This is a genomic window from Prosthecobacter fusiformis, from assembly GCF_004364345.1.
GTDB classification, from domain to species: domain Bacteria; phylum Verrucomicrobiota; class Verrucomicrobiia; order Verrucomicrobiales; family Verrucomicrobiaceae; genus Prosthecobacter; species Prosthecobacter fusiformis.
Genome location: NZ_SOCA01000015.1, coordinates 35968 through 62857, shown reverse-complemented (window position 1 = coordinate 62857; position 26890 = coordinate 35968). Strand labels below are relative to the sequence as shown.

Below are 26890 nucleotides of genomic sequence, written 5' to 3'. Positions count from 1 at the left end.
ACTCACGGTTTTCCGCGAGACGCGAAAAACGGCAGGCGAGATCGCCGCAGTCGCGGGACTAAGCGCGCGCGCTCCATGCTCAGCAGACCGTTTAGTTCATGGGCTATTTTTGTGGGTCGATATTCCGTCGTGACTCCACTCACGGTTTTCCGCGAGACGCGAAAAACGGCAGGCGGGACGCCCGCGCTCCATGGCTCAGAGCTCCATGATCAGCTCAGGGGCGGGAGATTGGCGTAGGCGGTGTGGGGGAGCTCGAGGACTTTTTGGCGGCTGCTTTCTCCACGGAGGAGGGTGATCTGGCTTTTGGAGCAGCCGAGGTTTTTGGCGAGGAATTCGATGAGCTCGATGTTGGCTTTTCCATCGACGGGCGGGGCACCGAGCTTGATGAGGAGGACGGAGCGGCCTTTTTCATCCATGCCCCACCCGGCATAGTCGGACTTGCGGGCATTGGGTGTCACGCGCACCACCAGTTGGGTCATTGTCGGGTCGGTCATCATCCTCGGGCGGCCAAGATGCCTGAAGCGATGGCTTCTGCAATGGCTTGTCGGTGGGCGGGGCTGGCGCAGCGTTTGGACTCGGTGCGGTTGCTGAGGTAGCCGCACTCGATGACGGTGGCGGGCATGGCGGTGGAGCGCAGGACTTTGAAGTCGCGATTAAATAGCCCGCGGTAGGTGCCGGTGACTTTTCGATCCATGGAGCGGAGGATGCTGCTGGCGAGGATGCGGCCGCGTGAGCTGCGGTAATACCCCTCCATGCCATGGATGCTGGTCTTGCGGTTGGCATTGAAGTGGATACTGACGAAGACGGAGCGAGAGTAGCGGTTGGCGATGCGGGCGCGCTGATCGAGTGCGATGAAGGTATCGCTGCGGCGGGTCATGACCACCCGCAGGCCTTTGGCTTTGAGGAGGCGCTCCACGCGCTGGGCGACATCCAGGCAGAGCCTTTTTTCCACGAGTCCATACCAGGCGGCACCGCCATCGTGACCGCCGTGACCGGCATCTAAAACGACAGTGCTGAAAGTGAGGGCCTGAGCGACGACGGGAATTCCCCCGAGCAGGAGCCAGAAAAGCACACACTGAATGAGCCGAGAAATTCCCATTTAATAAACATTAATTAAAATTCAAGAATATGGAATCTAAAAGCATTACTTTTTGACCTACGCGGCTTAACTTTCGCCTTTGATCCGGCGTGGGGTCTGCTAAAACTTACAGGGTATGTCCGGGCTCGCGAAAATAGACCACCTCATCACCCTTTTGGATGATGAGTCGCAGGTCGTACAGGAAGCGGTGCAAAGGGAGCTGCTGAGCATCCGCCAGGATCTGCCGGAGCGGCTGCGCCGAATGAACCGCCCGCTGACGGCGGAAGAGGAGCGCCACCTGGGGCGGCTGCTGGAGCCTGCACGCCGCACCGAGCTGGAGGAAACCTGGATGCGCTGGCGCTGGCTGGACAATGCCACGGCCCAACTGGAAGAGGGCATGGCCCAAATTTCCGCCTACCTGCAGGGCTGGCGCACACAACCAGGTGAGCTGGCGCGACGGCTGGACACGCTGGCGGAGGAGGCCTTCCAAGACCAGGGCCGCATGGATGCGCGGGAGCTTTGTGAATGGATGTTTTCCATGCACAATGGCCGGGTACGCTTTCGCGGCAATACCAAGGACTACTATACGCCCAGCAACAGCAATCTGCTGTGGGTGCTGGAGACGGGCCTGGGAAATCCCATCAGCCTTTGCTGTCTGTATCGTTTGTTAGGCCAAAGGTTCGGCCTGGAGATTCACGGCTGCAATTTCCCGGGCCACTTCCTGGCACGGGTGGATCATGCGGAGCGGACGTGGCTGGTGGATTGCTTCAATCGCGGCCGCTTCATGCTATCCAGCGATGTGGCGCGGCATTACCCTGCGGCGAATCCTTCCATCGAGGATGTGGTGCAGACGGCGGCGAGCACGGATGCGATCCTGCTGCGCATCCTGCGCAATCTGGATGAAGCCTTTGACCGACTGAACAATACCGCGCACCGGCAGACGATGCGCGCCCTGGCGGTGAAACTGATGGAAGACTGATCCCCCGTCGCTGAGGACGCCCTCCCCACCGACGCCGCACGATGCCCAGCCCCGAACAACTCCGCGACCGCTTCCTGCGCGCCCTCGCGCCTGAGAGCCAGTTTTACCGGCTGCTGGATCACCTGCCGGGCATTTCGTTTTTCGCTAAAAACAGCCGTTTCCAGATCGTGTGCGCCAATCAGCATTTCGTGGAGAGCCTGGGTTTCCAAAAAGAGGAGGAGCTGATCGGCAAAGAAGATTTTGATTTCTTCCCGACGCGTCTGGCGGAGAACTTTCGCCGCGATGATACGGCAGTGCTCACCACGGGCGAGGCGCGGCTTAACCTAGTGGAGCTATTTTTTAATCCCCAGGGTATCCCGGACTGGTTCATCACCAACAAGCTGCCGGTGAGGAATCGCCAGGGGCGCGTGATCGGCATCATGGGCACGACCCAGAGCTATGGCCATGCCGCACAGACGGTGCATCCTTATCAGCAGATCGAGCGGGCGCTGGCCTACATTCGCGGGCACTTCCGCGAGCGCATCACGGTGGAGGAACTGGCCGCCATGGTGCACATTTCCACCCGCCAACTGCACCGCAAATTTGTGGAGACTTTCGGCTTCAGCCCGCAGACATTCATCATGAAACTGCGCATCCAGGCTGCCTGCGATGCGCTACAGCAGGAGGATGCGCAGATCAATCTGATTGCTGCGGAGCTCGGCTTCTGCGATCAGAGTAGCTTCACTCAGCACTTTCACCGCCACATCGGCATCACTCCGCTGAAGTATCAGCGCCAGTTTCGCCTCGTCAGAAAAACCGGAGAATGACATCCAAAACCGCCACCGAATCCGCCCCCCTCCTGCCCTTCCTTCTCGCCAATTGGCCGGAGGTGAAACGCACGAAGGTCAAACAATGGCTGCGCTTTGACGCCATCAAGGTCAATGGCCGCGCGATCACGCAGCATGATCACATCCTGCAACCGGGAGACGTCGTGAGCATCCAGCCACAAAAGGCACCGCCGCCCATCACGCCGTTGCCAGCAGGGCTAAGCGTGATCCATGAAGATGATGAACTTTTGGTTATACGCAAACCGGTCAATCTGCTCACCATCGCCACGGACACGGAGCGGGACAAGACGGCCTTCCGCATCATGACGGACTATCTGCGGGAGAGCACTCACGGTAGCAAGGACCGCCTGTGGATCGTCCACCGTCTGGACCGGGAGACCTCCGGCCTGCTGGTGCTGGCTAAAAGTGAAGACGCTAAAACTTACCTCCAGGAAAACTGGCACCGCATGGAAAAGCGGTATCAAGCGATGGTGGAAGGCACTATGCCTGCGGCGGCAGGCAAGCTGGTGGGTTACATTGACGAAACCCAGCCTCACCGTGTCTTTGTCACAGATCGTGCCTCCCCCACGGCTCGCGAGGCCACCACGCATTATCGGGTGCTCGGCACGGGTTATGGCCGCAGCCATTTGGAGATCACTTTGGAGACGGGCCGACGTCATCAGATCCGCGTCCAGCTCGCCGCGGCAGGCTGCCCCATCGTGGGCGATGAGAAGTACGGTGCGAAGAGTAATCCCATCAAACGCGTGGCCCTGCATGCCAGCGACCTGAAAATCCTGCATCCCAGGGATGAGCGGGAGCTGACTTTTCATCTTCCCCTGCCCCAGGATATGGCACGGCTGGTGCCAGCGGGATAGGCAGCCGTCTCCCGTGTGCTTTCTGGAATCAAGGTTGACGAAACCCGCCCCGCCCCTGTATATCCTCTGTGTCACGACAGGGGCGTCCCATTGCAGGGGCTGAGATCTCGCTTGCGCGGGAAACCCTCCGAACCTGATTGCGGGTCATGCCGCCGAAGGGAGTCGCTCGGAGGAAATCTCAGTACTTGCGCAGGAAGCCCCGGATCCAAAACCCTGTACCGTTCTTTCCTCTATGATCGCCACCAAAGACTCTTTCGAACCGCACTCCAGCGAGCAACTTCCTGCCTCCTCCCGCGTCTATGTCCAGGGGACTCTCCATCCAGACGTCAAGGTGCCCATGCGCGAGATCAAGCTCAGCCCCACGAAGAGCTTCAATGGCAAGATCGAGGAAAACGCTCCTGTTCGTGTCTATGACACCTCTGGCCCTTGGGGAGATCCGGATTATAAAGGCACCGTCGAGACCGGCCTCCCTGCCCTCCGCAAACCCTGGATCGAAGGCCGTGGCGACGTCGCCCCGTATGAAGGCCGCGCTGTCGAGCCCCGGGATAACGGTTACCTCACCGAAAACCACGCTGAATACGCCGCCGCCAAGCGCGAAGGACTACTCAGCCCCCTCAAGGCCCCTATCAATGCCCAGCGCCAGCCGCTGAAGGCCAGCAAGGGTCACCCCGTCACCCAGCTCTGGTATGCCAAGCAGGGCATCATCACCCCGGAGATGGAATACATCGCCATCCGGGAAAACATGCGCCGGGCCAAAATCGCCGACCACGGCCAGGACATCCTCCGCGCCGATCTCGACAAGCAGCACGCTGGCTCCACCCAGATCCAGAACGAGTACACCCCCGGCATCTTCAAGCGCTTCCCCCAGCGCATCCCGGATGAGATCACCCCCGAATTCGTCCGCTCCGAGGTCGCCGCAGGCCGCGCCATCATCCCGGCCAACATCAATCACCCCGAGCTTGAGCCCATGATCATCGGGCGCAACTTCCTCGTCAAAATCAATGCCAATATCGGCAACAGCGCCGTCGCCTCCTCCATCGAGGAAGAAGTCGAAAAAATGCGCTGGGCCACCAAGTGGGGCGGCGATACCGTCATGGACCTCTCCACCGGCAAAAACATCCACGCCACCCGCGAGTGGATCCTGCGGAACTCCCCCGTGCCCATCGGCACCGTCCCCATCTATCAGGCCCTCGAAAAAGTGAACGGCAAGGCCGAGGACCTCACCTGGGAGCTCTTCCGCGATACCCTCATCGAGCAGGCCGAGCAGGGCGTGGACTACTTCACCATCCACGCCGGCGTCCTCCTCCGTTTCGTCCCCATGACGGCCTCCCGCATGACCGGCATCGTCAGCCGCGGCGGCTCCATCATGGCCAAGTGGTGCCTCGCCCACCACAAAGAAAGCTTCCTCTACACCCATTGGGACGACATCTGCGACATCATGGCCGCCTACGACGTCTCCTTCTCCATTGGCGACGGCCTCCGCCCCGGCTCCATCGCCGATGCCAACGACAAAGCCCAGTTCGGCGAACTCGAAGTCCAGGGTGAGCTCACCAAGCGCGCCTGGGCCAAAGGTGTCCAGGTCATGAACGAAGGCCCCGGCCACGTTCCCATGCACATGATCGAGGAAAACATGGCCAAGCAGCTCGAGTGGTGCCACGAAGCCCCCTTCTACACCCTCGGGCCTCTCACCACAGACATCGCCCCCGGCTACGACCACATCACCTCCGGCATCGGTGCCGCCATGATCGGCTGGTACGGCTGCGCCATGCTCTGCTACGTCACGCCGAAGGAGCACCTCGGCCTGCCCAACAAAGAAGACGTCAAAGTCGGCGTCATCACCTACAAGCTCGCCGCACACGCTGCGGATCTCGCCAAAGGCCACCCCGGCGCCCAATACCGCGACAACGCCCTCTCCAAAGCAAGATTCGAATTCCGCTGGGAAGACCAGTTCAACCTCGCTCTCGACCCCATCACCGCGAGAGAATACCACGACGAAACCCTCCCCCAGGACGGAGCCAAGAGCGCCCACTTCTGCTCCATGTGCGGCCCCCACTTCTGCTCCATGAAGATCACGGAGGACGTCCGCAAATACGCCGCCGAACTCCAGATCTCCGAAGACGAAGCCCTCGCCAAAGGCATGGAAGAAAAGAGCAAAGAATTCGTCCAATCCGGTGGTGAGGTTTATGCGAAGGCGGGAATCTGATAACGACGCAAAAATCTTGTCTTTAAAAAGGCTAGGCCAACACCATATTGAGCGATACAATTCAGCGATGTCAAGGAACCGAGAAATGATCGACCTTTTTCGTGCGATTGGTTCGCATGATATGCCGCGCGCAGCAGAGATTTCTCGCCGCCTCGCAGTTGCTGAGGGCGGTCGCGGACACTTTCGCGTTGAGCGCGATCTCCTTGGTGCGCTCAATGGTGCAGCAAAACTAGCTCCCAAATCCAACGCCACTGTTCCAAACACTGCGTGGAGTGTTGAGGGAACTTTAATGCCAATTAAGCCGGTTAAAAGCTTGCTTGAACTTGAGTTGCCGTCTGCAATTCGAAGCAGCTTATCGGAAATAATCGCCGAGTGGAATGCTCGTTCCAAACTTGCCGATCATGGGCTTCCTAGAAGGTGGCGATTGCTTTTTCACGGACCTTCGGGGTGCGGAAAAACTGCAACTGCGGCGGCAATTGCTTTAGCAACAGGCCTTCCTGGATACTTGGTGAGGTTTGACTCACTAATTGGTGCTTATTTAGGGCAAACCGCACTTCGCTTGCGTGAGCTTTTTTGCTACGCTGCGCACACTCCCTGTGTTTTGCTATTTGATGAAGTCGATGCTTTGGCGAAACGTCGGGGAAGCCCCATGGATGTTGGGGAGTTGGATCGAATTGTGATCGCGTTCATGCAGGAACTCGAACATGCTCAAGGCGAGGGATTCATCGTTGCCACATCGAATCTGCCCAAAGCCCTTGATGACGCCCTATGGCGTCGATTCGACCTTCGTGTGCCCTTCCCAAAGGCAACTCCAGTTCTCCTTGCCAACTTCGCTCAGAAGCGGAGCCGCGAATTCGGCTTCAAAGCAAATGCTTCAATTTTGGCGCAGTGCCGAAAGGCATCTTCGTATGCGGAAGCAGAGCAGGCTGTAATCGCTGAAGCTCGGCGCCGCATCCTCGCAAAATGAGCTTTCTATGCCCCCCTCGCAAACCAGGCCTCAAAATTATTTCCTCAATGAGAGCCACGAGCTGTCCGTTGGTGAAAAGACAGGTGGAGGAAAGTATGTCGAATATCCTGGAATCAATTGGACGCAAAAGTCCAAACGGCTTCACGATTCGCTTGAAAAGGTAAGTCGCCGTGCAGCTCAGTCGAGCGACCCACTTAGCCAGCGGAGATATTACCTGATAGCAGATCCGGCTTCTGAGATTGTAAAGTCTTCGACCGCAAAAGACGCTGTTGAGGGCAAGCGCACAGAAACAGTTCACTTCAGCGGAGAACAGTCCAAGCTCTTTGAGCGCATCGGTTTGGATTTAATCGAGGTTCATCCCTCTGGAATGGCAACCGTGCATGCTTCGCCAGAACGCATGGAACAATTGATTGCTAGAACACAACAATTGGAATACCTCGGTGCGCGCCAGCAAGCAAGATTTGTTGCCTTTGACTCCTTTGAATGGCTCGCAGGAAAACTGAAATTTGACCAGGAGTGGCTGACCGAGTTAGGGAAGAAATCTGGTGAGGGCTACATCAAGTTACAGCCGCTTATCACTGAGCTGGAAGCTGATCTCATTTTCAGGGCGCTGGAAGATGCTTTTCGTGGGAATACTGGTCTGAGGCTGAGTGGTAAAGGCCGCAGCTATATGGGGCGGTATTTCCTGCGAGCCACGCTTGATGCCACCATGATCAAGAGACTGGCTGACGAATTCACATCGATACAGTCTATTCATCCACCGATTTTCGCCTTAACTGAATCGCTACCTCTCGAAGTTATTGGATCGAGTGGCTCGGTCGCCAACCACCCCACAGGTCCGGCATCAAGGCTCCCATGCGTTGCCGTTGTTGATACAGCTATACCTCAAGAACATGAATGGCTGAAAGATTACCGCCGAGGCAATGCGTTGCTTGGACAAAACTGCTCAAACAACGCTACCGATCACCATGGCTCAGTGGTGGCAACACGAGTAGTATATGGAGATATTGATCTGAGCGATCCTAATGCTGATCTTCCACCTGCATCATGCAGATTTTTGGAAGTGCGAGTTGGCTCCGGTCTGCCAAATAGGATTCGCACTGAAAGTGTGGCGACCGCACTCACCACTGCTCTAATCGCCGCCCCTGACGTTCGAGTGTTTAACCTCAGTTTTGACAGTCAGCAGCGACTTGAGGATATGCCTGCCACTTTGAGAAAAGAGACGCTGAAGCTTATTGAGGACATTGATAATTTGGCGTTCGACCATGACGTAGTTGTCGTGGTTGCAGCGGGAAATGCACAAGGAGGTGTAATTCCAACTCCGCCATATCCATTGCATTTTGACAACCCCGGTTGGGAACTCCATAGCTATCCAAGAGCGTTCAATGCATTGACTTGTGGCGGCATTGCCAGAAAAATGAGTGCTGGAGGTCTGGTGCCTGAACCTGATTCCCCAAGCCCATTTTCAAGAGTTGGGCCAGGTTTTGCGAATAGTCCCAAACCCGATTTTTGCGAATCAGCTGGTGACAGCGGGCAAGACTACAGGGCGATCGCTGGAGGCGGCATCTGGGGGTTGGACTCTACATGCTTCACGAAAGAAACTTTTGGGACGTCCTACGCAGCACCGTTATTGGCTAGAGAAGCTGCGTTCGTTCTCGACGACCTTCAGGCGAAATGCCCTGGCGATTCACGTCCGTTTGCTTGCACTGCGAAGGCTGTGCTTGCAATGAGTGCAGATGAAGTAACCGCACGCCTCAGTGAGCCGCTTCAGCCTCTGGCAAAGAGAACGACGGGCTTTGGGATTGCCCGTGCGGCATACTTCAAAAATCCAGCGGCTCAAAAGGCACGTTTCGTGTGGCAAGGAGTGATTGAGCATGAAGACGATATTGTGAGAGTTCAGATTCCGATCCCCCTTGCCTGGATCGCTGAATCAGCTTCGCCACAACTCAAGCTCTGCATTGCGTGGGATACGCCAGTGAATGCGGCGGCTGAGAGCCAATGGTCTTGTCGCGACGTGGAGGTCAAAGTCCTACCTGGGCCAGAGGCCAAAGCTTTGCATGGATCTCGTGGACAAATCCACGGTTATCCATTGTTTCAACGTCGTTGGAATCTTGGGAAAGCACGTGAGAAAGGTCTTCTTGAAGACGATCTTTGGACCATTGAGCTTGTCTATTCACAACAAGCTGCCTACGCGGCCGGCCATTTGATTTCTCCTTCCCAGCGTGTCGCTTTTGTTGCTGAAATATGGGATGAAGCGGATGAGCCTTTACATCCTCACAGCTTTGTTCAAGGTTTGCCAATAGCTTCAACCTTTGTTCGACTCAGCAACACATCTGCATGGCTTCCCCAGCCAGTGTCGATTACATCTGACTTCTAGTTGGACTATCCCCACATCACACACAGGCCCTTACTTGGTAGGCCTGTGCCGGACATCCACTGGCGGAACGCAAGGAGGCCTCACCGCATGCAAAAAAGATGCTAGGCATACAGTGCTTATCCTGTGCAGACTTTCCGCTCCCCCGAAAGCAACAACATTATCGCGCAATGCCCTTCGCAGGTTCAGTGCGGGCGGGGGCTTCGGGCAATCTCTGCCCTGTTACTGAATCAAAATGGCCTCCTTCCGACCCCCGTCCATCCGAAAAACGAATCTCCGTCAACCTCGGCACAGGTTGCGTGATCGTACTTGAACCACTGCTGAAGGACGATTGGCTTTGGTAGGACGAAGGCGGACCGCTCGGCACTGGATACATCTGAGCCGGGGACATATAGCTTGCAGGCGTAGATCTTGCATACTCCCGCCCGCGAACCCTCATCTCCGCCTCGCCAATTACAACAGGTTCAAACAAATCGCACGAGGTTAGGATCAATGGAATAAATAAGAAAAGTATTCGCGCCATACAAGCATATATGAATTATTGACCTAAAGAGTCAAGTCATTTCATCTGGTCGATTTTCTGTTTCGCCAAACGGCAATCATCTGTCGCGAAAAAGATGCCAAGCATACAGTGCTTACCAACTATTTACTTCTTCGTTAAAAATCAGCCATAAAATCCTCTCAATCCCCTCATTCAAAAGCGCACGCGCTGGAAGCTCAGTTGCTGGGTATTCAGATAAAGCGGCTTCTAATTCTGCCGCAAGTGCGTGGTCAGGTGGCCGACGGCGGGTCGTGGGCAAGGGGCCGATGGAAAGCTATTGCTACCACGTCATGTCCCGCACCTGCGATGGGGAGGTGTTTTTTGATGACGCGGAACGGGGAAATGGGGTCAGGGTGCAAATACTTGACAGAACAGGGTGCGCCTTTGGGAGGAGAGAGGGTCTTTGGCAGGAATAAGATGCCAAGTGAATTATGAATACACCGGCTTCATTCATTGATAGCCAAAGGATCGTTCGATCATTTTACACATCCGCTGGGCGCGTGCGCCATCAACCTCCCTACCGCCATCACCACTGCGGGAAGACTCTTCCGCCCATCAGCCAAGCCACGGTCTGCCTCAGATGCGGGGGGGTTAGGCATCCGATTGCTGGTCGTTTGGTCTGCGGAACCGGAAGGGCAGTCGGACGCGGCGCAGCGCGTCCCTACCATGGCCGTTTGGTCTGCGGGCGGAGGCGGGGGGGATATCGTTGGGCGAGTAAGTCGGGGGAGTCGCTGCGCGCCTGGATTCTTCGGACCCGGCGCAGCGGGTCCCTACCATTGCAGGGGTGTCGCTGCGCTTTTGGAAGTCGGACGCGGCGCAGCGCGTCCCTACCCGTGATCAAGATGCGCGCCTGGATTCTTCGGACCCGACGCAGCGGGTCCCTACCATGGCAGGGGCGTCGCTGCGCTTTGGAAGTCGGACGTGGCGCAGCGCGTCCCTACCATGGCCGTTGGTCTGTGGGGGGAGGCGGCGGGGGGCGGGGTGGATATCGTTGGGCGAGTAAGTCGGGGGAGTCGCTGCGCGCCTGGATTCCTCGGACCCGGCGCAGCGGGTCCCTACCATAGCAGGAGCGTCGCAGCGCGTCCCTACCCGTGATCAAGCCATGTTACCCAAGGCGTCACGAAAAAGTCCGTTGAAGCACGCATCGCAGGCTTTGGAGTGGGACTTCTCCCGAATGGCATGGGCTTCGATTTTCCCTTGAAGATGAGCCCGCTTTTTTCGATTCAGTCTCAACCGGGCAGGCAGGCCCCAGCGCCACCAGGAAGCTCGGACTTCCTCAAGCCCGACATCCCAGCTTCGACAGCCATCGCTGGTATCCATGTGGCCACAGGCGAGACATCCCTGGACCCAAAACTGCCCCAACCGAACCGCTGTCTTGCGCAAGCCCCGCCGTGAGTAAAGACGCTCAAATTCGTACTCGACCAGATACATTTCCCGACAAGCAGGACAGCGGATCAGGCCGAACGATGTGTAGGGGCGATGGAGACATCCCCGCTCCGCCCGCACACGCGTCTCAATTCGTCGTTTTGAAAGCCAGTAGCTCATCTCAAGAAGTTGCCCAATCTGCTCCATGAAAGTTTGGCACTCCAGCTAAACCTCTCAGTCGGCCATGGAACGTGGACGGAGGCGGTTAACGGGTAGGGACCCGCTGCGACGGGTCCGATTTGTCCGGGGCGGAGGCGGCGGGACGGGGGTGGATGTCGTTAGGCCTCCGGCGTTGGGGTAAGTCGGACGCGGCGCAGCGCGTCCCTACCATGATTTGTGGCGGTTGGGCGAGGTTGGACGTCGTTAGGCCTTCGACGTTGAGGTAAGTCGGACGCGGCGCAGCGCGTCCCTACCATGATTTGTGGGGCGAGAATGGACGTCGTTAGGCCTTCGGCGTTGAGGTAAGTCGGACGCGGCGCAGCGCGTCCCTACCAGCTGACAGCCGTTACTCCAATGTCGAACGATTGTTTGGAGTTCCGCGTTTCATCAACAGCCCCTTCCCCTGCTCTCCCACCATGACACCGACACCCAAAAACATCATCTGCCTGTGGTTCGACAAAGAAGCCGAAGACGTAGCGCGGTTTTACGCGGCCACTTTTCCGGACAACGCAGTGACTGTTCACTTCAGTTTCGCCAGTAGAACATTGAAGGCGCTAAAAGAGCTCAGACTGAACTAACTTGGAACCTGCGGTACCTTGGAGTTTCCAGCGCTGAAGGTGGTCATAGTGCGTCCTACCCTGATGAGAGCGAACGAGAACGAATTCGTGGATCTGCCAAGTGATGGGGGGCGAGATCAACTTATCCACCATGTGGTCGCCATAGAGTAAGGTGAGATGAGGATTGAAACTCGAGGGAGTGAACACGCCGTGATCGAGCAATTTCAAACGCAGGGCACGGCGAAATACCTTCAACTCTGCGTTCGGTGCCTGTTTGGAGGCGAGAGCTAAAGCGCTGTTGTGTTTGAAACTCAGAACGCGGTCGAGGACAACCTTGAAAGGCGCTGTGGCGGTTGCAATATTATGGCAGGCGCGATCTACAGTTTCTTTGATGTGCAAAGGCAGTTCGAAAGGCTGTTTGCTACCCAGGTCATTTAAGGTGATATGCCACACATCCTCTGGGCGCAATCGAAGCTTCAGCCCCAGTTTCTTATATTCTTCGAGGGCTCGTTGCTTCGCCGATGCGTCTGGCAAAAAAGCAATGAAGTAGGCGTAGTCGAGATTTGAGTGACTCATTGCTGGAAAATAGATACGGCAGAACTTAGGCAGATATTCTTCGGCCACCAGTGAGGCTTCGCTCTGCAGCGAGGGTGGTGGGAAGGGAGTGAACGTCGTTAGGTCGCTGTCGCTCCTTGGGAAGTCGGACGCGGCGCAGCGCGTCCCTACCCTTTTAGACGGGCGCAGCGGATCCGTACCAAAATATTCGATCACCATCGGATGACGTTTACGCGACCTTGCCAGGGCCAGAATTCGGAGTCGGGCACTAGCTTCTTGCGGACGGGATTTTGGCGCATGTAGATCATCTTGCCGTGGTAGTCCTGCTCGCTGCGCAGGCGATGATGAAAGAGGCCGCGCTGCCATCGCCATTGGGAGTTGCCACAACGTTTCGCAAACTGATCTTTCCAAAAGGCCGTCCAGCGTTCGACTTCGAAAAATTGGTTAGGCGAGGGGGCACAGAAGAAATGCAGGTGATCCGGCATGAGCAAGTAGTCACCCACAAGCCAGCCCGTGGCATGGTTTTGCCAGAGATCATGCAGCAGATTCATCACCTCGGCTTGAGCACACCAATCACCTCGAGAATCGGCACACACCGTGCACCACAAGATGGTTTCGCCGTCAAAGGTGGGCAGCACGCCCTGAGCTGGCGTGTGACGCCCAACCGGGCGCTTGTCGTCCGGATCGAAAGGAGAGTCTGAATCCTGCCCTGGAGCGGATGAAGTCATGCTCACGATCAAGGCCCCGAAGCGTGGCAAAATCAAACATAACTGGTAGGGACGCGGTGCGCCGCGTCCGATTTGTCTGCGGATGGAGGTGGGGGACTGGGGTGGACCAATTGGCCTTCGTCGTTGAGGCGTCGCTGTCGCTCCTTAGAAAGTCGGACCCGGCGCAGCGGGTCCCTACCATACCCGATTTTTCTGCGGGCGGAGGTGTAAGGACTGGGGTGGACTTCGTTAGGCGGCGAACTCGGGGGGAGTCGCTGCGCGCTGGATTCCTCGGACCCGGCGCAGCGGGTCCCTACCATTCCAGTCGAGCTTCAGCGCATGCGGAAGACGACGACCCGGCGGTCCAGACTGCGAGACGATTCGTTGGCATCGGCCGGGGAGGAGGCTTCGGCTTCGCCGTAGCCGACGGGCATGAGGCGCTCGGCGCTGACGCCGTGATAAACGAGCTCCCGTGAGATGCGTTCGGCGCGTTCTTGGGAAAGCTGGAGGTTCTGGGCATAGTCGCCTTCGGCGGAGGCATGGCCTTCGATGACGAAGGTGTCGCTGCTGAGGGCTGGGGACTTCATGGCGTTGGCCATGTCGATGACGAGGTCGTAGGAATAGGCGTCGGCGAAGTCGGTGGAGCCTTGGCGGAAGAGGATGGCATCCGTGCTGATGGCTGAGTCAGGATCGACGCTGTACGAGACGGCATAGGCATCGCCGGTGGTGTAGGAAGCGGGGATGTCGTTCTGGTAATACTCCTGCTGCGGTGCCGGGGGCCGGACGTTGTAGGTGCTCTGGGCGTGGGGGAGGAGCTGGACGCGGTTGAGCTGCTGGGAGGCGACAATGATCGGTGGGATCTCCTGCCGTGAGGAGTAGCGGATCACCCGGCGGTTGCCATCGTAAAACTGGGTGCGCCGTTGGGTCTCGGTGGTCTCGAAGATTCTTTGCTCGCGATAGCCGCTGCCGGAAGGTGCAGGCTGCGGGGCGCGGCCCTGGAATCGTTCGACAATGCTGCTGACGGTACGGTCGCGGTCCTGCTGGGTGCGGCCGACTTCCTCGAAAGAAGGACGATAGCTGGGCCTGGAGCCATCCCGGCGACGCCTTGGATCAGGACGATCATTTGAACCAGGACGGTCATTGGAATCAACTCGAGCGGGGCCGCCACCGAGGATGTTCATGAGCAGGCGCTTGGCATCGGCCGGAGTTTCGATTTTCCGCGCCTGGGCGGCGTCGGCCTGGCGGTCACGCTTGGGCTCATCTTCAAGCACTTTGGCCGTTTCCTGAGTAGGGGGCTTCTGGGCGGCGGGGCGTTCAGGCCGTTCAGCTCTCTCGCGGCCTTCAGGTTGTCCAGGACGCCCAGGTATTGCGCGGTCTTCGGGTTGACCTGGCCTTCCGCGACCTTCAGGCCGTTCAGGCTGTGCTGGCTGCTCACCACCCTTGGGCCGTCCTGCGGATTTCGGTTCACTGGGGGCCTCGGGCGTCGAGGTCACGGGAGGCATCGTCGCGCCAGGGGTTGGCGCGGGGGTCACCGAGGGATCAACACCCCGCTCTTGCGGATCGGTGGATTTTTTCCCGGGCACGGGACGAGTCCCTGGGGTGCCGGGGCGGCTCGGTGGCGTGTCGCGAGTAGGTGGTGTGTCGGGGGTTTCAGCCGGGCGGGCTGAAGGCATCTCCCTGCCTGGAGGCGGCGTGCGCTCGGGATCGGCGGAGGGATTAACTTCCGGGGCGGTGCGGGAAGGAGCCGGGGTCCGATCATCGGGCGCGCCGGTTTGTTCTTTGGTTCCAGGTGGGGTGCGGCGTTTGGTGCCAGGAGGGCCCGAGCGTTCAGTTTCGGGAAGGCCTGGGCGGCTGGTGCCAGGAGGGCCGGAGCGTTCGGGGCGATCCTGTCCAGGTATGGCAGGTTTTTCACGTCGGCCAGGCACGGGAGGCACCGCGGCAGGAGCGCGGTCCGGCGTCACATCGGCAGGCACTGCGGGAGGTGCTTCTGGAACGACCGTTTTAGGAGCCGGGGCGGGTGCTTCCGCAGGCCGCGGCTTGTCTTCGTCTGGAGGCGGGACTGGGGACTGCGCCATCGCCAGGAATGGCATGGCAAGTGTGGCGAAGGCGGATGGGATGAATCGTTTCATTGGATAAAGGGGCGGGTGACGGCAATGAGACAGACGGGAGGTTGGATGGCTGGGGATTCAAGGGGGCAAACCCCTGAAGGGATGGACCGGACAGGTCGTTGTAGGCACTCCGAAACTTGCCAATGGCTCGACTTCTCCTTCTTTATCGTATCTCCCGCCAACAGCGGCCTGCCCTCAGGCGATTTATTTTCCCTTGGCAGTGGAACTAGTGCGGCTAGGTCCGTGAGTTCTCGAAAGAAAAGACGCCAGACTCCGCACTAAGTCCCACTGAATTCGGATGCCATTTCCTCCGATGATCGAGCTGATTACTCCAGAGTGGGGGTGGGGACAGGATCTTCAGGCGCTGGAGGCATGGGCGGCTTTCTCGCCTCGACATACTCACGCACGGAGGCGGAACCAAGAATCTTCCAGCCCAGATGAAACAGCCCGAGAAGAACCGCTGAGCTCAATACCACCATCAGATGACGTTTCATTCCATGCAGCTCCTGGTGAAACCAGTGCACATGATAGCTATCGCCCCAGAAAACATATCCAACAGCGACCACCAGTAAAAAAGCAGCACCCAGACCAATCCAAACCTTCGCCCACATGACGGAACTTGCCCGACCTTTCAGCAGGCCAAACCCGACCGGAATCATGAGCACCGCAAAATTGATGGAAACGCCCCCCGAAAAAAGGACCTTCCCCATCTTCCAAAGTGCGAATACTCCGAACAAAATAAAGATCCATGCCAGAAAGGTCAGTGAGCGCGGTCTGGTTATCATCAAAGCATCCATTAAGAAATGGATTATATGAATCACTGGACCCACACAAGCATAAAGCATCCATTCCTCGCTCGGCCCTTCCAGGAGCGCGGGCGGCCTGTGGAAATTGTTATTGGATTCGGTTAGGCAAAAAGGATTAAACACTCCACGGGTAAGATCAAGGGGCGGCAGCCATGATGCCGAATGGGGCAGTAAAAAGGCCGCTGAAGCACGCATCGCAGGCTTTGGAGCGGGACTTCACCCGCATGGCATGGGCTTCCAATTTACGTTGGAGATGAGCCCGCTTTTTCCTACCACGGACGCCGCAACTCCACATCCACCCAGCAGGCCTCGTGATCGCTCCAGGGGACCTCGGGCGCAGCCTCCAGATGGCCCTTTAGTTTTCCTTGGGCAATAACCTGCCATTCCCAGCTGGGGCCGCTGCCAAAGAGGTGATCGATGCGGGATTTTTCGGTGTTGAGGAGGTGCCAGGAGCCAGCCTCCACTAGGGGCACGAGGACATCGCTGGTGGCGGGGGTGTTCCAATCGCCAATCCAGAGGGCGGGCCAGCCCGTGGTGTGCACGCGTTTTACCCAGGGGAGGAGTTGGCCAGACTGGGCGAGCTGAGTGGTGTGGTATCGGTTGCCCTTGTAGCGGGCATGCAGATGGGTATTGGCCAAGTATAGACGAGTGCCATCGGGGAGGCTCACGATGGATAAGGAGAGGCCTTTGCCTGCCCACCAGTCGCCATGGGTGAGGGCGTGGGGATAGCCGTTGCTGGTGTAGCGAATGAAGCCTTCGGACTCCATGGGAAAGCGGCTCACCAGCAGGAGGCCGCTGCCGACGAGTCCGCTCTGGAAATAACGTGAGTGGTCCAGGCCCACGCCGCGCAGGGCGGTGATCAACTGCTCACGGTCTGCTTTCACAAAGGCTTCCTGAAATGCGACGATGTCCGGCTTCAATGCGGCGACTTCTTTCGCCACCCTTTGAAGCCTTTCGGCCCGGTGAGGGGTGAGCCAGAGCAGGCCCCAGACATTCCAAGTGACGACGCGAAGGCGAACGGGGGTGAAGGAGGAGTCAGCCGAAGCAGCTTTGGGGGCAAAATCGGTCGGCTCGCCCACTGCTGGGGGCCGGAGATTCCAGGCGAGCAGACCGATGATAACAAGGGTGCAGCCGATGAGCCCTCGGGCTAGTCGGCGCAGCCAGCGTTTCATGGGTAGAGATCGGGCGGGATGCGATGTGAACCTGGCACCGCCCTCACTTAAAGCAGGGGCGCATTGGAGGCGGGGCCCTGCGCGCCCAAGCCGGAATTAAAGCTCAGTGCCTGTTGGCATGGAGCCCATAGCGGCGGCGGCACCGAAGGCGACGACTCCAATGACGGCCACGATGCCCAGGATGATGCTGACCAGGGTGAGCACGCCGACGAACTTCCAGAACGAACGCTGGGTGTTCAAGGCCTTCATGAGATCCAGCGTGGAACGGCTGGCAGCCAAGTTGGCAATCTGGGTGCCGTAGGACCAGAGCTTGATGGCCGGAAAAATGTAAAACAAGGACAACAAGATGTACATGACGGACATTCCCATGAACATTCCTGCCTGCATGGAAGCGCTGCCTGTGGGCATGTCATTACCCATGCCGGTTACGGCTCCGATGCCCATCACCACACCGCTCAACAACATGAGGGCGACCGAGATCCACAGCATCACTGAGATGAAGCGGACCCAAAATTTCGTACGCACCAGGGGGGTGATGACGTCCTGCGGGACGATCTCCATTTCACTGCCGGTCGATCCAAAGAGATTGGCTGACGGGGATGTATAAGGATTGCTTTCCATGGATGAGTGGTGCTTGAGGTTGATACCCAGGCGTATTCTTAATGAATGGCTTGGGTGCAGCCAGTGTGATGAATTTCCGCTTTTAGGCAATGGCGAGTTTGGGGGACCTGTGATGTTTGCTGGCCGCCGCTCGCGAATGATGGGAAGTGACTTTACAGGGCAGAAAGCGTCTCCATTGATAACCGTCCTGTTTCAGCCAACCACCTGATGACCACGAAGCTCGACCCCAAGTTTACCTCTCTTCTTAACGACACTGCCGCCCGGCTTGAATCGCTAGAACTGCAGCCCCGCGTGACAGCGGACGCAGCCTCGGCATTGACGGAAACGGCGGGGGATCTCGCACGACAGTTGCGGGACTTTGCCACGAAACTGGCCGAAGCGCAGGAGGCGAAATTTGCAGCCGATGTGGCGGCCAAAGAGGCCGTCATTCTGGCCCGCGAGCAGGCCATTGCCGAAAAGGCCGCTGCCAAGGCGGCGGAGAAAGCTCGCCTCCAGGCGGAGAAAGAAGCTGCCATTGCAGCCCGCGAGCAGGCTGCTGCGGAAAAGGCGGCTGAGAAGGCTCGACTCCAGGCGGAGAAAGAAGCTGCCATCGCTGCGCGTGAGCAGGCCGCTGCGGAAAAGGCGGCTGAGAAGGCTCGCCTCCAGGCAGAGAAGGAAGCTGCGATTTTAGCGCGTGAGCAGGCTGCTGCGGAAAAGGCCGCTGAGAAGGCTCGCCTCCAGGCGGAGAAAGAAGCGGCCATTTTGGCCCGTGAACAGGCAGTTGCAGAAAAGGCGGCTGAGAAGGCTCGCCTCCAGGCAGAGAAGGAAGCTGCGATTTTAGCGCGTGAGCAGGCTGCTGCGGAAAAGGCCGCTGAGAAGGCTCGCCTCCAGGCGGAGAAAGAAGCGGCCATTTTGGCCCGTGAACAGGCAGTTGCAGAAAAGGCGGCTGAGAAGGCTCGCCTCCAGGCAGAGAAAGAAGCGGCCATCGCGGCGCGTGAACAGGCTGCTGTAGAAAAGGCCGCTGAGAAGGCTCGACTCCAGGCGGAGAAAGACGCGGCTATCGCTGCCCGTGAGCAGGCTGCTGCGGAAAAGGCCGCTGAGAAAGCCCGCCTCCAGGCGGAAAAAGAAGCGGCCATTTTGGCTCGTGCTCAGGCGGCGGCAGAGAAAGCTGCTGAGAAAGCCCGCCTCCAGGCGGAGAAGATCGCCGCACGTCAGGCAGCCGCCGAAGCGAAGGCCCAGGCTGATGCTGAGCGTGAGGCTGCCAAGGAGGCTGCCCGTGAGCTAGCACGCCGTGAACTGGAAGCGGTGAAAGCAGCCGCTGCCGCGATCAAGGCTAAGAAAGACGCGGAAAAGGAAGCCGCCCGTCAGGCCGAGGAAGAAGTCAAGGCCCGCCGGGAAGCCGCTGCTGCCGCAGTCCGTGCCGAGCAAGAGGCGAAGGAACGCGCCCGTCGCGCTGCTGCGCTGGCCACGATCGCTGCCGAAAAGGCTGCCATGGAGGCTGAGAAGCAGCGAACGGAAGGGGCGGCTGTGGCGGAGATGGTAAGTTGAGTCACCTTCGCGCTTTGGTTGCCGCAGACATCGCCCGGTCTTAGGCAACCACACACTCGGCTAGCGAGGAGAGTCTTTCCCGCCAACCACCGCAGACTGATCGCTACCTAGGAACCAGGATTATTTACCCAGATCTCAAACCTCGTCTGGAATCTCTGGCTCGACCAATTGGGCCAGAAGGGTGAGCGATTCCTGCCAGCCCTGGTAACAGGCTGCGGCAGGGATCATCGCAGGGACGCCCTCCTGGGTGATGTTCAACTCAGTGCCGCAGAAGACTTCCTTCAATTCCACAATGACATTCATCTCTCCGGGCAAATTCGGGTCTTCAAATTTATCGGTATAACGAATGCGCTCATGAGGGGTGAGTTCAGTATAAGTGCCACCGAAGGAGTGGCTGGAACCGGTGGTAAAATTGGTGAAAGACATCCGGTAGGTGCCGCCGACCCGGGCATCCAGATGATGCACCTTGCCGGTGAAACCATGAGGCGGCAGCCATTTGGCCTTGGCGTCGGCATCCAGGAAGGCACGATAAACCCGCTCAGGTTTAGCACGAAGGACGCGATGCAGACGGATGGTGTGGGTGTCAGGGCTCATGATGGGAGTCTTTAAGGATACAGGATTCAATTCAACGACGAACAGGAGGATATCGGCAGGACATTCATCTGCTGAAAAATTTGGCTCGTGGTGGCCGGATGCCTTCTCTCCACAGATAGAACTGCGTTTCTCTTGATAAGCTGTCTGATGGAGCTGCGTAGTCTAATGCTACCCCCCTTTAAAAAGATCCAAATGATAAACGCTGACGCCGGAATGACCTGCCGCCCCTTCATGACCTGGAGTGGCATTGGGTCAGGACTCAAGCTCATTCAGAGCCTTGCCCTTGGGGCGGCCACCTTGTTCGTTTTTTCTCATGCTGCGATGGCAGAGGAAGTGGCGGATGCAGAATTTGCGGCACTGCAGGCGGATGCAAAGGAGTCATTTAAAAAAGGTGTGGCCCCATTTGTGAAAGAATACTGCCTGGAGTGCCATGGCAACCGGCGCACGAAGGGAGGGCTGAACTTTGAGCCGGCGTTGAAGAATCCGGGGGAGTCATCGGCGGCGCGCAAGTGGATGCAGGCGTTTGCGAATGTGAACGCGCATGACATGCCGCCGGATGATTCGGACCAGCCTCTGGCCGAGGAGCGGCAGCAGTTCCTGGAAAGCCTGGGCAAGATCAAATACCTGAGCGCGAAGGATCCGGGACCTTTTGTGATCCGTCGGCTGACCAAGGTGGAGTATGGAAACACGCTGCATGATCTATTAGGCGTGGATGTGGCCGTGGCACGGGAACTGCCGGATGAAGTGGCCGGGCAGGGGTATCTGAATTCGCTTTCGCCCATGCAGACAGAGCAGTACCTGGGCATTGCCAATGAGGTACTGGATCGCATCTGGCCCGCGGCTGGAAAACCGCCCACAGATTCACAGAATCGTTTGTTAGGCAAGCCACCTGCGCCAGGAGCGGATGAACACGAATCGGCTAAAAAGGTGGCCCGGTCATTGGCGGGGAAGGCGTATCGCCGTCCGGCATCGGAAGCGGAGATTGGTACGCTCGTCGGCGTGTTTGATCTGGGGCGGAAGAACAAGCTGGATTACGCAGGGTCGCTGCGCCTGATGCTGAAAGCCGTGTTGGTTTCCCCACAGTTTCTTTACATCACGCCAGCGAAGGATGCGGAGGTGGGAAAGAAGATCGTAGCCTTGGATGATTATCATCTAGCATCGCGACTGTCCTATCTGCTCTGGTCCACCATGCCGGATGCGGAGCTGATGAAATTAGCTGCTGCGGGCACTTTGCATCAGCCGGACGTGCTGAAAGTGCAGGTCAAACGGATGCTCTTGGATGCACGCTCGGGGGCCTTGTTTGATGGTTTTGGTGCCCAGTGGTTAGGCCTCATGGACCTGGACAGCAAGACGTTTGATCCGAAGAAGTTCCCGCAAATGAATCCCGAACTGCGCAGGGCGATGTATGAAGAGGCTCGGCTGTTTTTTGACAGCATCGTCCGGGGAAACCGCAGTGTGGTGGCCTTTGTGGACAGCGACTATACCTTTCTGAATGAGACATTGGCGAAGGTCTATGGTCTAGAGAAGGAGGTGACCGGGGCTAAGATGCGTAAGGTGAAGCTGACGAATGAAAATCGCGGCGGCATCCTGGGTATGCCTGGCATTTTGGCGACGACTTCTTTCCCCAACCGCACCAGCGCTGTCAATCGCGGTGTGTGGGTGCTGGAGCAGGTGCTGGGGGAACACGTGCCCCCTGCCCCGCCGAATGTGCCTGCCCTGGAAAAACAGAACCAGAAACAGGTGGCCAACCTGACCCTGCGCCAGCGCACCGAGCTGCACCGCACGAATGCGGTATGCGCCAACTGCCACAAGATCCTGGACCCGATCGGCTTTGGGCTGGAGAACTTTGATGCCATCGGTCGCTGGCGAGACAAGGATGATACGGGTGGGGCCATTGATGCCGCAGGTGAGTTGCCGGGCGGAAAGAAGTTTTCCAGCCCGAAAGAGCTGAAAGGCATCATCGCTGCACGAAAGGACGATTTGGCCCGTAATTTAACGGAGAAACTCATGGCCTACGCGCTGTGCCGTCAGCTTGAAGGTTATGACAAGATCGTGGTGGATCAGCTCATGAAAACTATCGCCCAGGATGGCTATCGGATGCAGACCCTCATCACGGAGATCGTCACCAGCTATCCATTCCTCAATCGCCGCGTCCAAGACTGAGCCCCCAACCGTCACTCCCCCTATGACCTGCAAAAATCTCATTGATCGTCGCACTTATTTAAAGGGCATTGGAGCCAGCCTGGGGCTGCCGCTTTTGGAAACCATGGGCTGGGCGGATGCCGTCAAAGGCAAACCAGCGGTGAAGCCGCCGGTGCGCCTTGGGTTCATGTACATGCCGCACGGAGTCATCCCTGAGCAATTCTGGCCAACGTCTCCAGAGAGCTATTTGACTTCGCCGCCGCCAGCGCTGGAATCGCTACGTCCCATTCTGGACCAATGCCTGCTGATGAAAGGTATCTCCGGCGTGCCAACTGCTCCCTTCAGCGGGGCACCGCATGCTCTAGAGCTTTCCACCTGGCTCACGGCCTGCTTGCCAGACCCGAGCAAGCGCAATCAAATCCACATCGCCATTTCGGCCGACCAGATCGCCGCCAACTACATCGGCGCGATGACTTCCCTGCCCTCCCTGGAACTGGCGACGATGCCGCAGACGCACAAGGAAAATCAGGAAGGTCTGAATGAGGGTTACTACTCACATTGCAGCTATCGCTCACCCACACAGGCCGTCCCGGCGGAGATCAATCCACGCAACGTGCTGAATCGTTTGTTCGGCAAATCCGATGCATCCGGCAGCAACCGAAAAGCTGATCCGCTGGAGAGGCAGATGCTGGATCTAGTGATCGGCGGAGCACGTGACCTGCGCAAGAAGCTGCCACAAAACGACCAGCATAAGCTGGACGAATACCTGGACAGCGTGCGCTCCGTGGAGCGCCGCATCGCCGCCATCGAGATGCGCCAGAAAGAATCCGCCCTGGAGAAAGCCGGTGTCGCCTCCAGCAAACGCAGCGCCACCGATTCCCCGCCCATCGAGATCCGCATGCCCGAGGGTGACAAACGCAGTGAGTACATGCAGGTCATGTGCGACCTCAACGTGCTGGCCTTCCAGACAGACACCACACGCGTCAGTACCTACATCGGCTCCACGCCCAACGGTGTCTCGTATCCTGAGCTGGGGTTCACCGATTCGCATCACTCGCAGACGCATCACAACAACAAGCCTGAACAGGTCGCCAAAGTAGCCGCCATCACCGCCTTCAACATCACCCAGTTTGCCTACATGGTGAAGAAGATGGCCAGCCTGCGCGAAGGTGAAGGCACCCTGCTGGACAACTGCCTCATGATGTGGGGCTCCGGCCTGGAAGATGGCAACAATCACAGCCGCCAAAACCTCCCCTTCATCATCGCTGGCAAAGGCGGCGGCTCCGTCAATACCGGCCGTTTCCTGGCCGATACAAAAGGGAATCAGGGGGATCTGCTGACGACGCTTCTGACCTGTGTGGGCGTCCCGCTGGACCGGCCGATTGGGATCGCGACGAAGAGGATGGAGGAGATGGTGAGAGGGTGATTCACGGCATCAGTTATGCTGCGGAAAAACATCGAATGAACAGCCATCAAATCCGCCATGATGAATCGCCGTCAATTCCTGCAAACCACGACAGCGACGGCGCTGCTCGCCAGTCGCCCCATCTTGCCCGCCGCCCAAGGTATGCGTCCCAAGCCTGCGTTTCGGGTGCTTTACAGCAATGACACGACCAACATTCTAACCTCACCCAGACCGGGGTATGTTCGCAAAGATCCATTCTCGTTGGAACGGCTTGCCGCGAGTGTTGACGAAGCGGCGGAGGTGGATGTCCACCTCCTCCAACCGGGAAATGGTTGGGTGCCCTGGTGGAAGAGTTCTGTCTATCCGGCGGATGCTCATTACCGATGGTTCCAGGAGAAAACAGGGCTGCCTGCGGGTTCCATTGGCGAACTGATGCTCAAAGGAAGCGATCTGGTAGGCTCCTTTATTAACCATTGCCGCGCTCGCAAAGTATCACCATTCATCTCCATTCGATTGAATGACTATCACGGCATTGAAATGTTAGAGATGGTCAAACGGCGGATGTATCGAAACGAGCAGAACACGCCGAAGCCAAAGATTGATCATGAACTGGTAGCATGGCTAAGCCGCCCGCTCTACGAGCATCTCGAATATCGTTTGCGGCCCGATCCCGACAACTATGCCCGCCTGTCTGAGGCGGAGGAAGTGAAGTACGTCAACTCCATGCGGTCACGGAACCAGTTGCGAACAGGCCGGGTTTGGAACTGGGCGATCCCGGAGGTACCAGCCTACAAGCTGAGCCTGATCCGGGAGTTGTGCGAGAACTACGACTTTGCCGGGCTGGAGTTGGACTTCATGCGATGGTCAGCCTTCTTCCGCCTCGAAGAAACGACTGAGGAACAGCGCGTTGCGATCATGGTCAGTTTTATCAAGCAAGTCCGCGAAGCGCTGGACAGCAACACCCCTTCCAAGCAAAAGCGATGGCTCTGTGTGCGCGTCCCCTTACGTCTTTCAGGTCACTCGCCGCTTGGGGTTGACCTCCCGCAATGGGTGGCTGCCGGTGTGGACATGGTCAACCTGAGCTGCCACTACACCACGGAACAGCAGACAGACCTGCCGCACATCTGCAGGCTGATTCCTGAAACGCCGGTTTATCTGGAGATGAGTTTCACCAGTTCGCGTTATCCGAAGCCGACCACTGACAAACCAGGGACAAGTGGCGCGAACAGTGATGTCTATCGAAAGATGACCTTGGAGCAATTCTGCACGACTGCGCATTTAGTGAATAAGCGCGGCGGGGCCGGGGTGAGCCTGTTCAACTTCGTGTATTACAGGAGTCTTGCTGACCTGAAGACCGAGCCACCGTTCGATGTTCTGGCGCGTCTCAAAGACCGGGACTGGTTGTCGCGACAGCCGCAGCATTACTTTTTATCCAACGCCACGAACCCTCCATCTGAAGCATCTCAGTTCGCGCGAAACCGGGTCGTTTCGGCAGGCAAAGAGCGTCTATTTCTGATGGATACAGCACCACCGGCCAGTGGTTGGAAGACGGACGGACGGCTGCGGATTCAGTCTCTTCAACCCATGGAGCAACGCCAGCTTGAGGTTCGATTTAATGGCTTCGAGCTTATCCCCACCAATGAAATCTCTGAACCGTATCCACAGCCGTATGCAGATGGCCTTGGCAACGTGGAGACTCTCCGTGCCTGGATCGTGCCCAACCAAGCCATGCGAGATGGCCCCAATGAAATCAAAGTCGGTTTTTCAGACGGTGCGCCGCTGGAAATCGTTTTCATGGATTTGGATATTCAGTAAGTTGATGAGAAATTTCGTAGCGAATGGCTACACTCCTTTCCATTCGCGAATGTCGAAGGTTGGTGATGAAAATTAGACTGTTCATGCCGTTTGTATCTGTCTTACAATTCACCCATCACATGACCTCACGTCGCTCTTTCCTCAAAAATTCCGGTCTCGCGCTTGGCGCGGCGGCTTTGCCTGTTGTTGCTCAGTCCACGAATAAGCAGAAGACGGTGCTTCTGAACTGTGGTTGGGCGACGAAGAACATTGGTGACATTGGGCATACACCGGGGACGTTGCGGTTTCTGGAGCAGTATCTGCCTGAGGCGAAGGTCATTCTGTGGGCGGCAAACACCAATGAGCAGGTGGATGCGATGCTGATGAAGCGGTTTCCGAAGCTGGAGATCGTGAAGGGTGGGGTGACCAAGCCAGGACCGGTGCGGGACGCAATGAACCGCTCTGATTTCTTTCTCCGGGGCCCGGGCATGGGCCAGCCGACGGATTTCATGGTCAACTGCAACAAGATGGGCAAACCCTGGGGCCTCCAGGGCCAGTCGTATTTCCCGGACATGGTCACGGGCAAGGATGCCGAGAAAAGGATCGCCCTGCTCAACACGGCTGCTTTCATTTACTGCCGGGATTCTAAGACGCTGAAACTGCTGCAGGACGTCGGTGTGAAGCCGCCGGTGTTGGAGTTTGGTCCAGATGGCTGTTTCGGCGTGGATGTGAGGGATGAAGAAAAGGCGCTGGCCCGGATGAAGAAGCACGGGCTGGAGGAGAAGAAATTCATCACGATCCAACTGCGCACGCATTCACCGACAAGCCCTGGGGTGGATGACAAGCGGCCGCAGAAGCTCAATCCGCTGCATCCAACGCCGGAGAACATCGCTGACGACACACGGCGGGCGAAGGTTTACCAGGACCTCATTGCGATGTGGGTGAAGGAGACCGGTTATAAAGTCGTGATCGCCCCCGAGGTGAGGAAGGAGATGGAGTATAACAAGAAATTTGTCTATGATCCGCTTCCTGATGATCTGAAGAAGCATGTGGTGAACTTTGACGAATTTTGGAACGTGGATGAGGCCTGCTCATTCTACGCCCGCGCCCATACCGTGATCTGCCATGAGCCGCACACACCGATCATGGCGCTGGCGATGGGCACGCCGATGATGCACACCTTTTCTGAATTCCACTCGCCGAAGTGCTGGATGTTCAAGGACATCGGCCTGGAAGAATGGGCACCGGAATTCGATGCGACTCCGGCTGAGAAGATGTTTGAGATCCTGATGGGGATTCACAAAGACTACCCAGCCGCTGAGGCGAAGGTGAAGAAGGCGATGGCCTATGTGGAGGAGCGAGCCCAGTCCCAGATGAATGTCCTGAAGAGCGTGATCCAGGCCTGAGGTGAGGTGCTATCAAAAGCGCGTCATCAAAACTCCCAGGCGCTGCTGTTTGGGTGGGGACAGATATTTCAGAATTTGCCTAACCGCCG

Annotated in this window: 21 protein-coding genes, 1 pseudogene and 1 riboswitch; of the genes and pseudogenes, 12 read left to right on the top strand and 10 right to left on the bottom strand. The window is 57.7% G+C overall.

Annotated elements, in window-relative coordinates; translation table 11 throughout:
* Positions 1-209 precede the first annotated feature (209 nt).
* Positions 210-497: a DUF167 domain-containing protein gene (locus EI77_RS21905; RefSeq protein WP_133797454.1), complete on the bottom strand. Its 288-nt coding sequence runs from the start codon at positions 495-497 to the stop codon at positions 210-212.
* Positions 494-1072, bottom strand: coding sequence for an N-acetylmuramoyl-L-alanine amidase family protein (locus tag EI77_RS21900; RefSeq protein WP_166647444.1), 579 nt, complete (start codon positions 1070-1072; stop codon positions 494-496). The genes EI77_RS21905 and EI77_RS21900 overlap by 4 nt, the downstream gene beginning before the upstream one ends.
* 142 nt (positions 1073-1214) lie before the next feature.
* On the opposite strand from EI77_RS21900, the gene EI77_RS21895 reads away from it, so the two are divergent.
* The 6 genes from EI77_RS21895 to EI77_RS21870 all read left to right on the top strand — a co-directional run bounded on the left by EI77_RS21895 (position 1215) and on the right by EI77_RS21870 (position 9285).
* Positions 1215-2057, top strand: a complete 843-nt coding sequence (locus tag EI77_RS21895) for a transglutaminase-like domain-containing protein (protein ID WP_133797452.1) — start codon at positions 1215-1217, stop codon at positions 2055-2057.
* Positions 2058-2098: 41 nt separating this feature from the next.
* Positions 2099-2863, top strand: coding sequence for an AraC family transcriptional regulator (locus EI77_RS21890; protein WP_243838999.1), 765 nt, complete (start codon positions 2099-2101; stop codon positions 2861-2863).
* Entirely contained in the window at positions 2860-3738 is an 879-nt protein-coding gene (locus EI77_RS21885) for an RluA family pseudouridine synthase (RefSeq protein WP_133797451.1), read from the top strand. The genes EI77_RS21890 and EI77_RS21885 overlap by 4 nt, the downstream gene beginning before the upstream one ends.
* 68 nt (positions 3739-3806) lie before the next feature.
* Positions 3807-3916, top strand: a riboswitch (TPP riboswitch).
* Positions 3917-3970: 54 nt separating this feature from the next.
* Positions 3971-5941, top strand: a complete 1971-nt coding sequence (gene thiC, locus EI77_RS21880; RefSeq protein WP_133797450.1) for a phosphomethylpyrimidine synthase ThiC — start codon at positions 3971-3973, stop codon at positions 5939-5941.
* Positions 5942-6026: 85 nt separating this feature from the next.
* On the top strand, positions 6027-6908 hold the full coding sequence (locus tag EI77_RS21875; protein ID WP_166647443.1) for an AAA family ATPase: 882 nt from the start codon (positions 6027-6029) through the stop codon (positions 6906-6908).
* A gap of 7 nt (positions 6909-6915) precedes the next feature.
* A complete protein-coding gene (locus EI77_RS21870) occupies positions 6916-9285 on the top strand; it encodes a S8 family serine peptidase (protein ID WP_133797448.1) in 2370 nt (789 codons plus the stop codon).
* A gap of 1633 nt (positions 9286-10918) precedes the next feature.
* Here EI77_RS21870 and EI77_RS21865 read toward each other — a convergent pair.
* Positions 10919-11368, bottom strand: a complete 450-nt coding sequence (locus tag EI77_RS21865; RefSeq protein ID WP_133797447.1) for a hypothetical protein — start codon at positions 11366-11368, stop codon at positions 10919-10921.
* 455 nt (positions 11369-11823) lie between these two features.
* Between EI77_RS21865 and EI77_RS21860 the strand changes: the two are divergent.
* Positions 11824-11925, top strand: a pseudogene (locus EI77_RS21860) (VOC family protein); the annotation flags it as partial.
* 36 nt (positions 11926-11961) lie between these two features.
* Here EI77_RS21860 and EI77_RS21855 read toward each other — a convergent pair.
* The 6 genes from EI77_RS21855 to EI77_RS21835 all read right to left on the bottom strand — a co-directional run bounded on the left by EI77_RS21855 (position 11962) and on the right by EI77_RS21835 (position 17933).
* Positions 11962-12738 (bottom strand): 2'-5' RNA ligase family protein, encoded by a 777-nt coding sequence (locus tag EI77_RS21855; RefSeq protein ID WP_166647442.1) that lies wholly within the window; start codon positions 12736-12738, stop codon positions 11962-11964.
* A complete protein-coding gene (locus EI77_RS23475) occupies positions 12732-13247 on the bottom strand; it encodes a hypothetical protein (protein WP_166647441.1) in 516 nt (171 codons plus the stop codon). Before EI77_RS23475 ends, EI77_RS21855 begins: the two co-directional genes overlap by 7 nt.
* Before the next feature lie 311 nt (positions 13248-13558).
* Positions 13559-15355 (bottom strand): OmpA family protein, encoded by a 1797-nt coding sequence (locus tag EI77_RS21850; protein WP_133797445.1) that lies wholly within the window; start codon positions 15353-15355, stop codon positions 13559-13561.
* A 305-nt stretch (positions 15356-15660) separates the two neighbouring features.
* Positions 15661-16335 carry a hypothetical protein gene (locus tag EI77_RS21845; RefSeq protein WP_133797444.1) on the bottom strand — a complete coding sequence of 225 codons (675 nt, stop codon included), beginning with the start codon at positions 16333-16335 and terminating at the stop codon, positions 15661-15663.
* A gap of 74 nt (positions 16336-16409) precedes the next feature.
* Positions 16410-17312 (bottom strand): endonuclease/exonuclease/phosphatase family protein, encoded by a 903-nt coding sequence (locus tag EI77_RS21840; RefSeq protein ID WP_133797443.1) that lies wholly within the window; start codon positions 17310-17312, stop codon positions 16410-16412.
* 96 nt (positions 17313-17408) lie between these two features.
* A complete protein-coding gene (locus EI77_RS21835) occupies positions 17409-17933 on the bottom strand; it encodes a DUF5362 family protein (RefSeq protein ID WP_133797442.1) in 525 nt (174 codons plus the stop codon).
* Positions 17934-18140: 207 nt separating this feature from the next.
* On the opposite strand from EI77_RS21835, the gene EI77_RS21830 reads away from it, so the two are divergent.
* Complete coding sequence (locus EI77_RS21830; RefSeq protein ID WP_133797441.1) at positions 18141-19460, top strand: hypothetical protein; 1320 nt, start codon at positions 18141-18143, stop codon at positions 19458-19460.
* Between the two features lie 135 nt (positions 19461-19595).
* On the opposite strand, the gene EI77_RS21825 is transcribed toward EI77_RS21830, so the two are convergent.
* A complete protein-coding gene (locus EI77_RS21825) occupies positions 19596-20054 on the bottom strand; it encodes an SRPBCC family protein (protein WP_133797440.1) in 459 nt (152 codons plus the stop codon).
* Between the two features lie 192 nt (positions 20055-20246).
* Between EI77_RS21825 and EI77_RS21820 the strand changes: the two genes are divergently transcribed.
* The 4 genes from EI77_RS21820 to EI77_RS21805 all read left to right on the top strand — a co-directional run bounded on the left by EI77_RS21820 (position 20247) and on the right by EI77_RS21805 (position 26801).
* Positions 20247-22217: a DUF1592 domain-containing protein gene (locus tag EI77_RS21820; protein ID WP_243838997.1), complete on the top strand. Its 1971-nt coding sequence runs from the start codon at positions 20247-20249 to the stop codon at positions 22215-22217.
* Positions 22218-22239: 22 nt separating this feature from the next.
* A complete protein-coding gene (locus EI77_RS21815; protein ID WP_133797438.1) occupies positions 22240-23622 on the top strand; it encodes a DUF1552 domain-containing protein in 1383 nt (460 codons plus the stop codon).
* 57 nt (positions 23623-23679) lie between these two features.
* The gene (locus EI77_RS21810; RefSeq protein WP_133797437.1) at positions 23680-25416 is read left to right on the top strand and encodes a hypothetical protein; all 1737 of its coding nucleotides are present in this window, start codon (positions 23680-23682) and stop codon (positions 25414-25416) included.
* A 119-nt stretch (positions 25417-25535) separates the two neighbouring features.
* Positions 25536-26801 (top strand): polysaccharide pyruvyl transferase family protein, encoded by a 1266-nt coding sequence (locus tag EI77_RS21805; protein WP_166647440.1) that lies wholly within the window; start codon positions 25536-25538, stop codon positions 26799-26801.
* Positions 26802-26890: the final 89 nt, after the last annotated feature.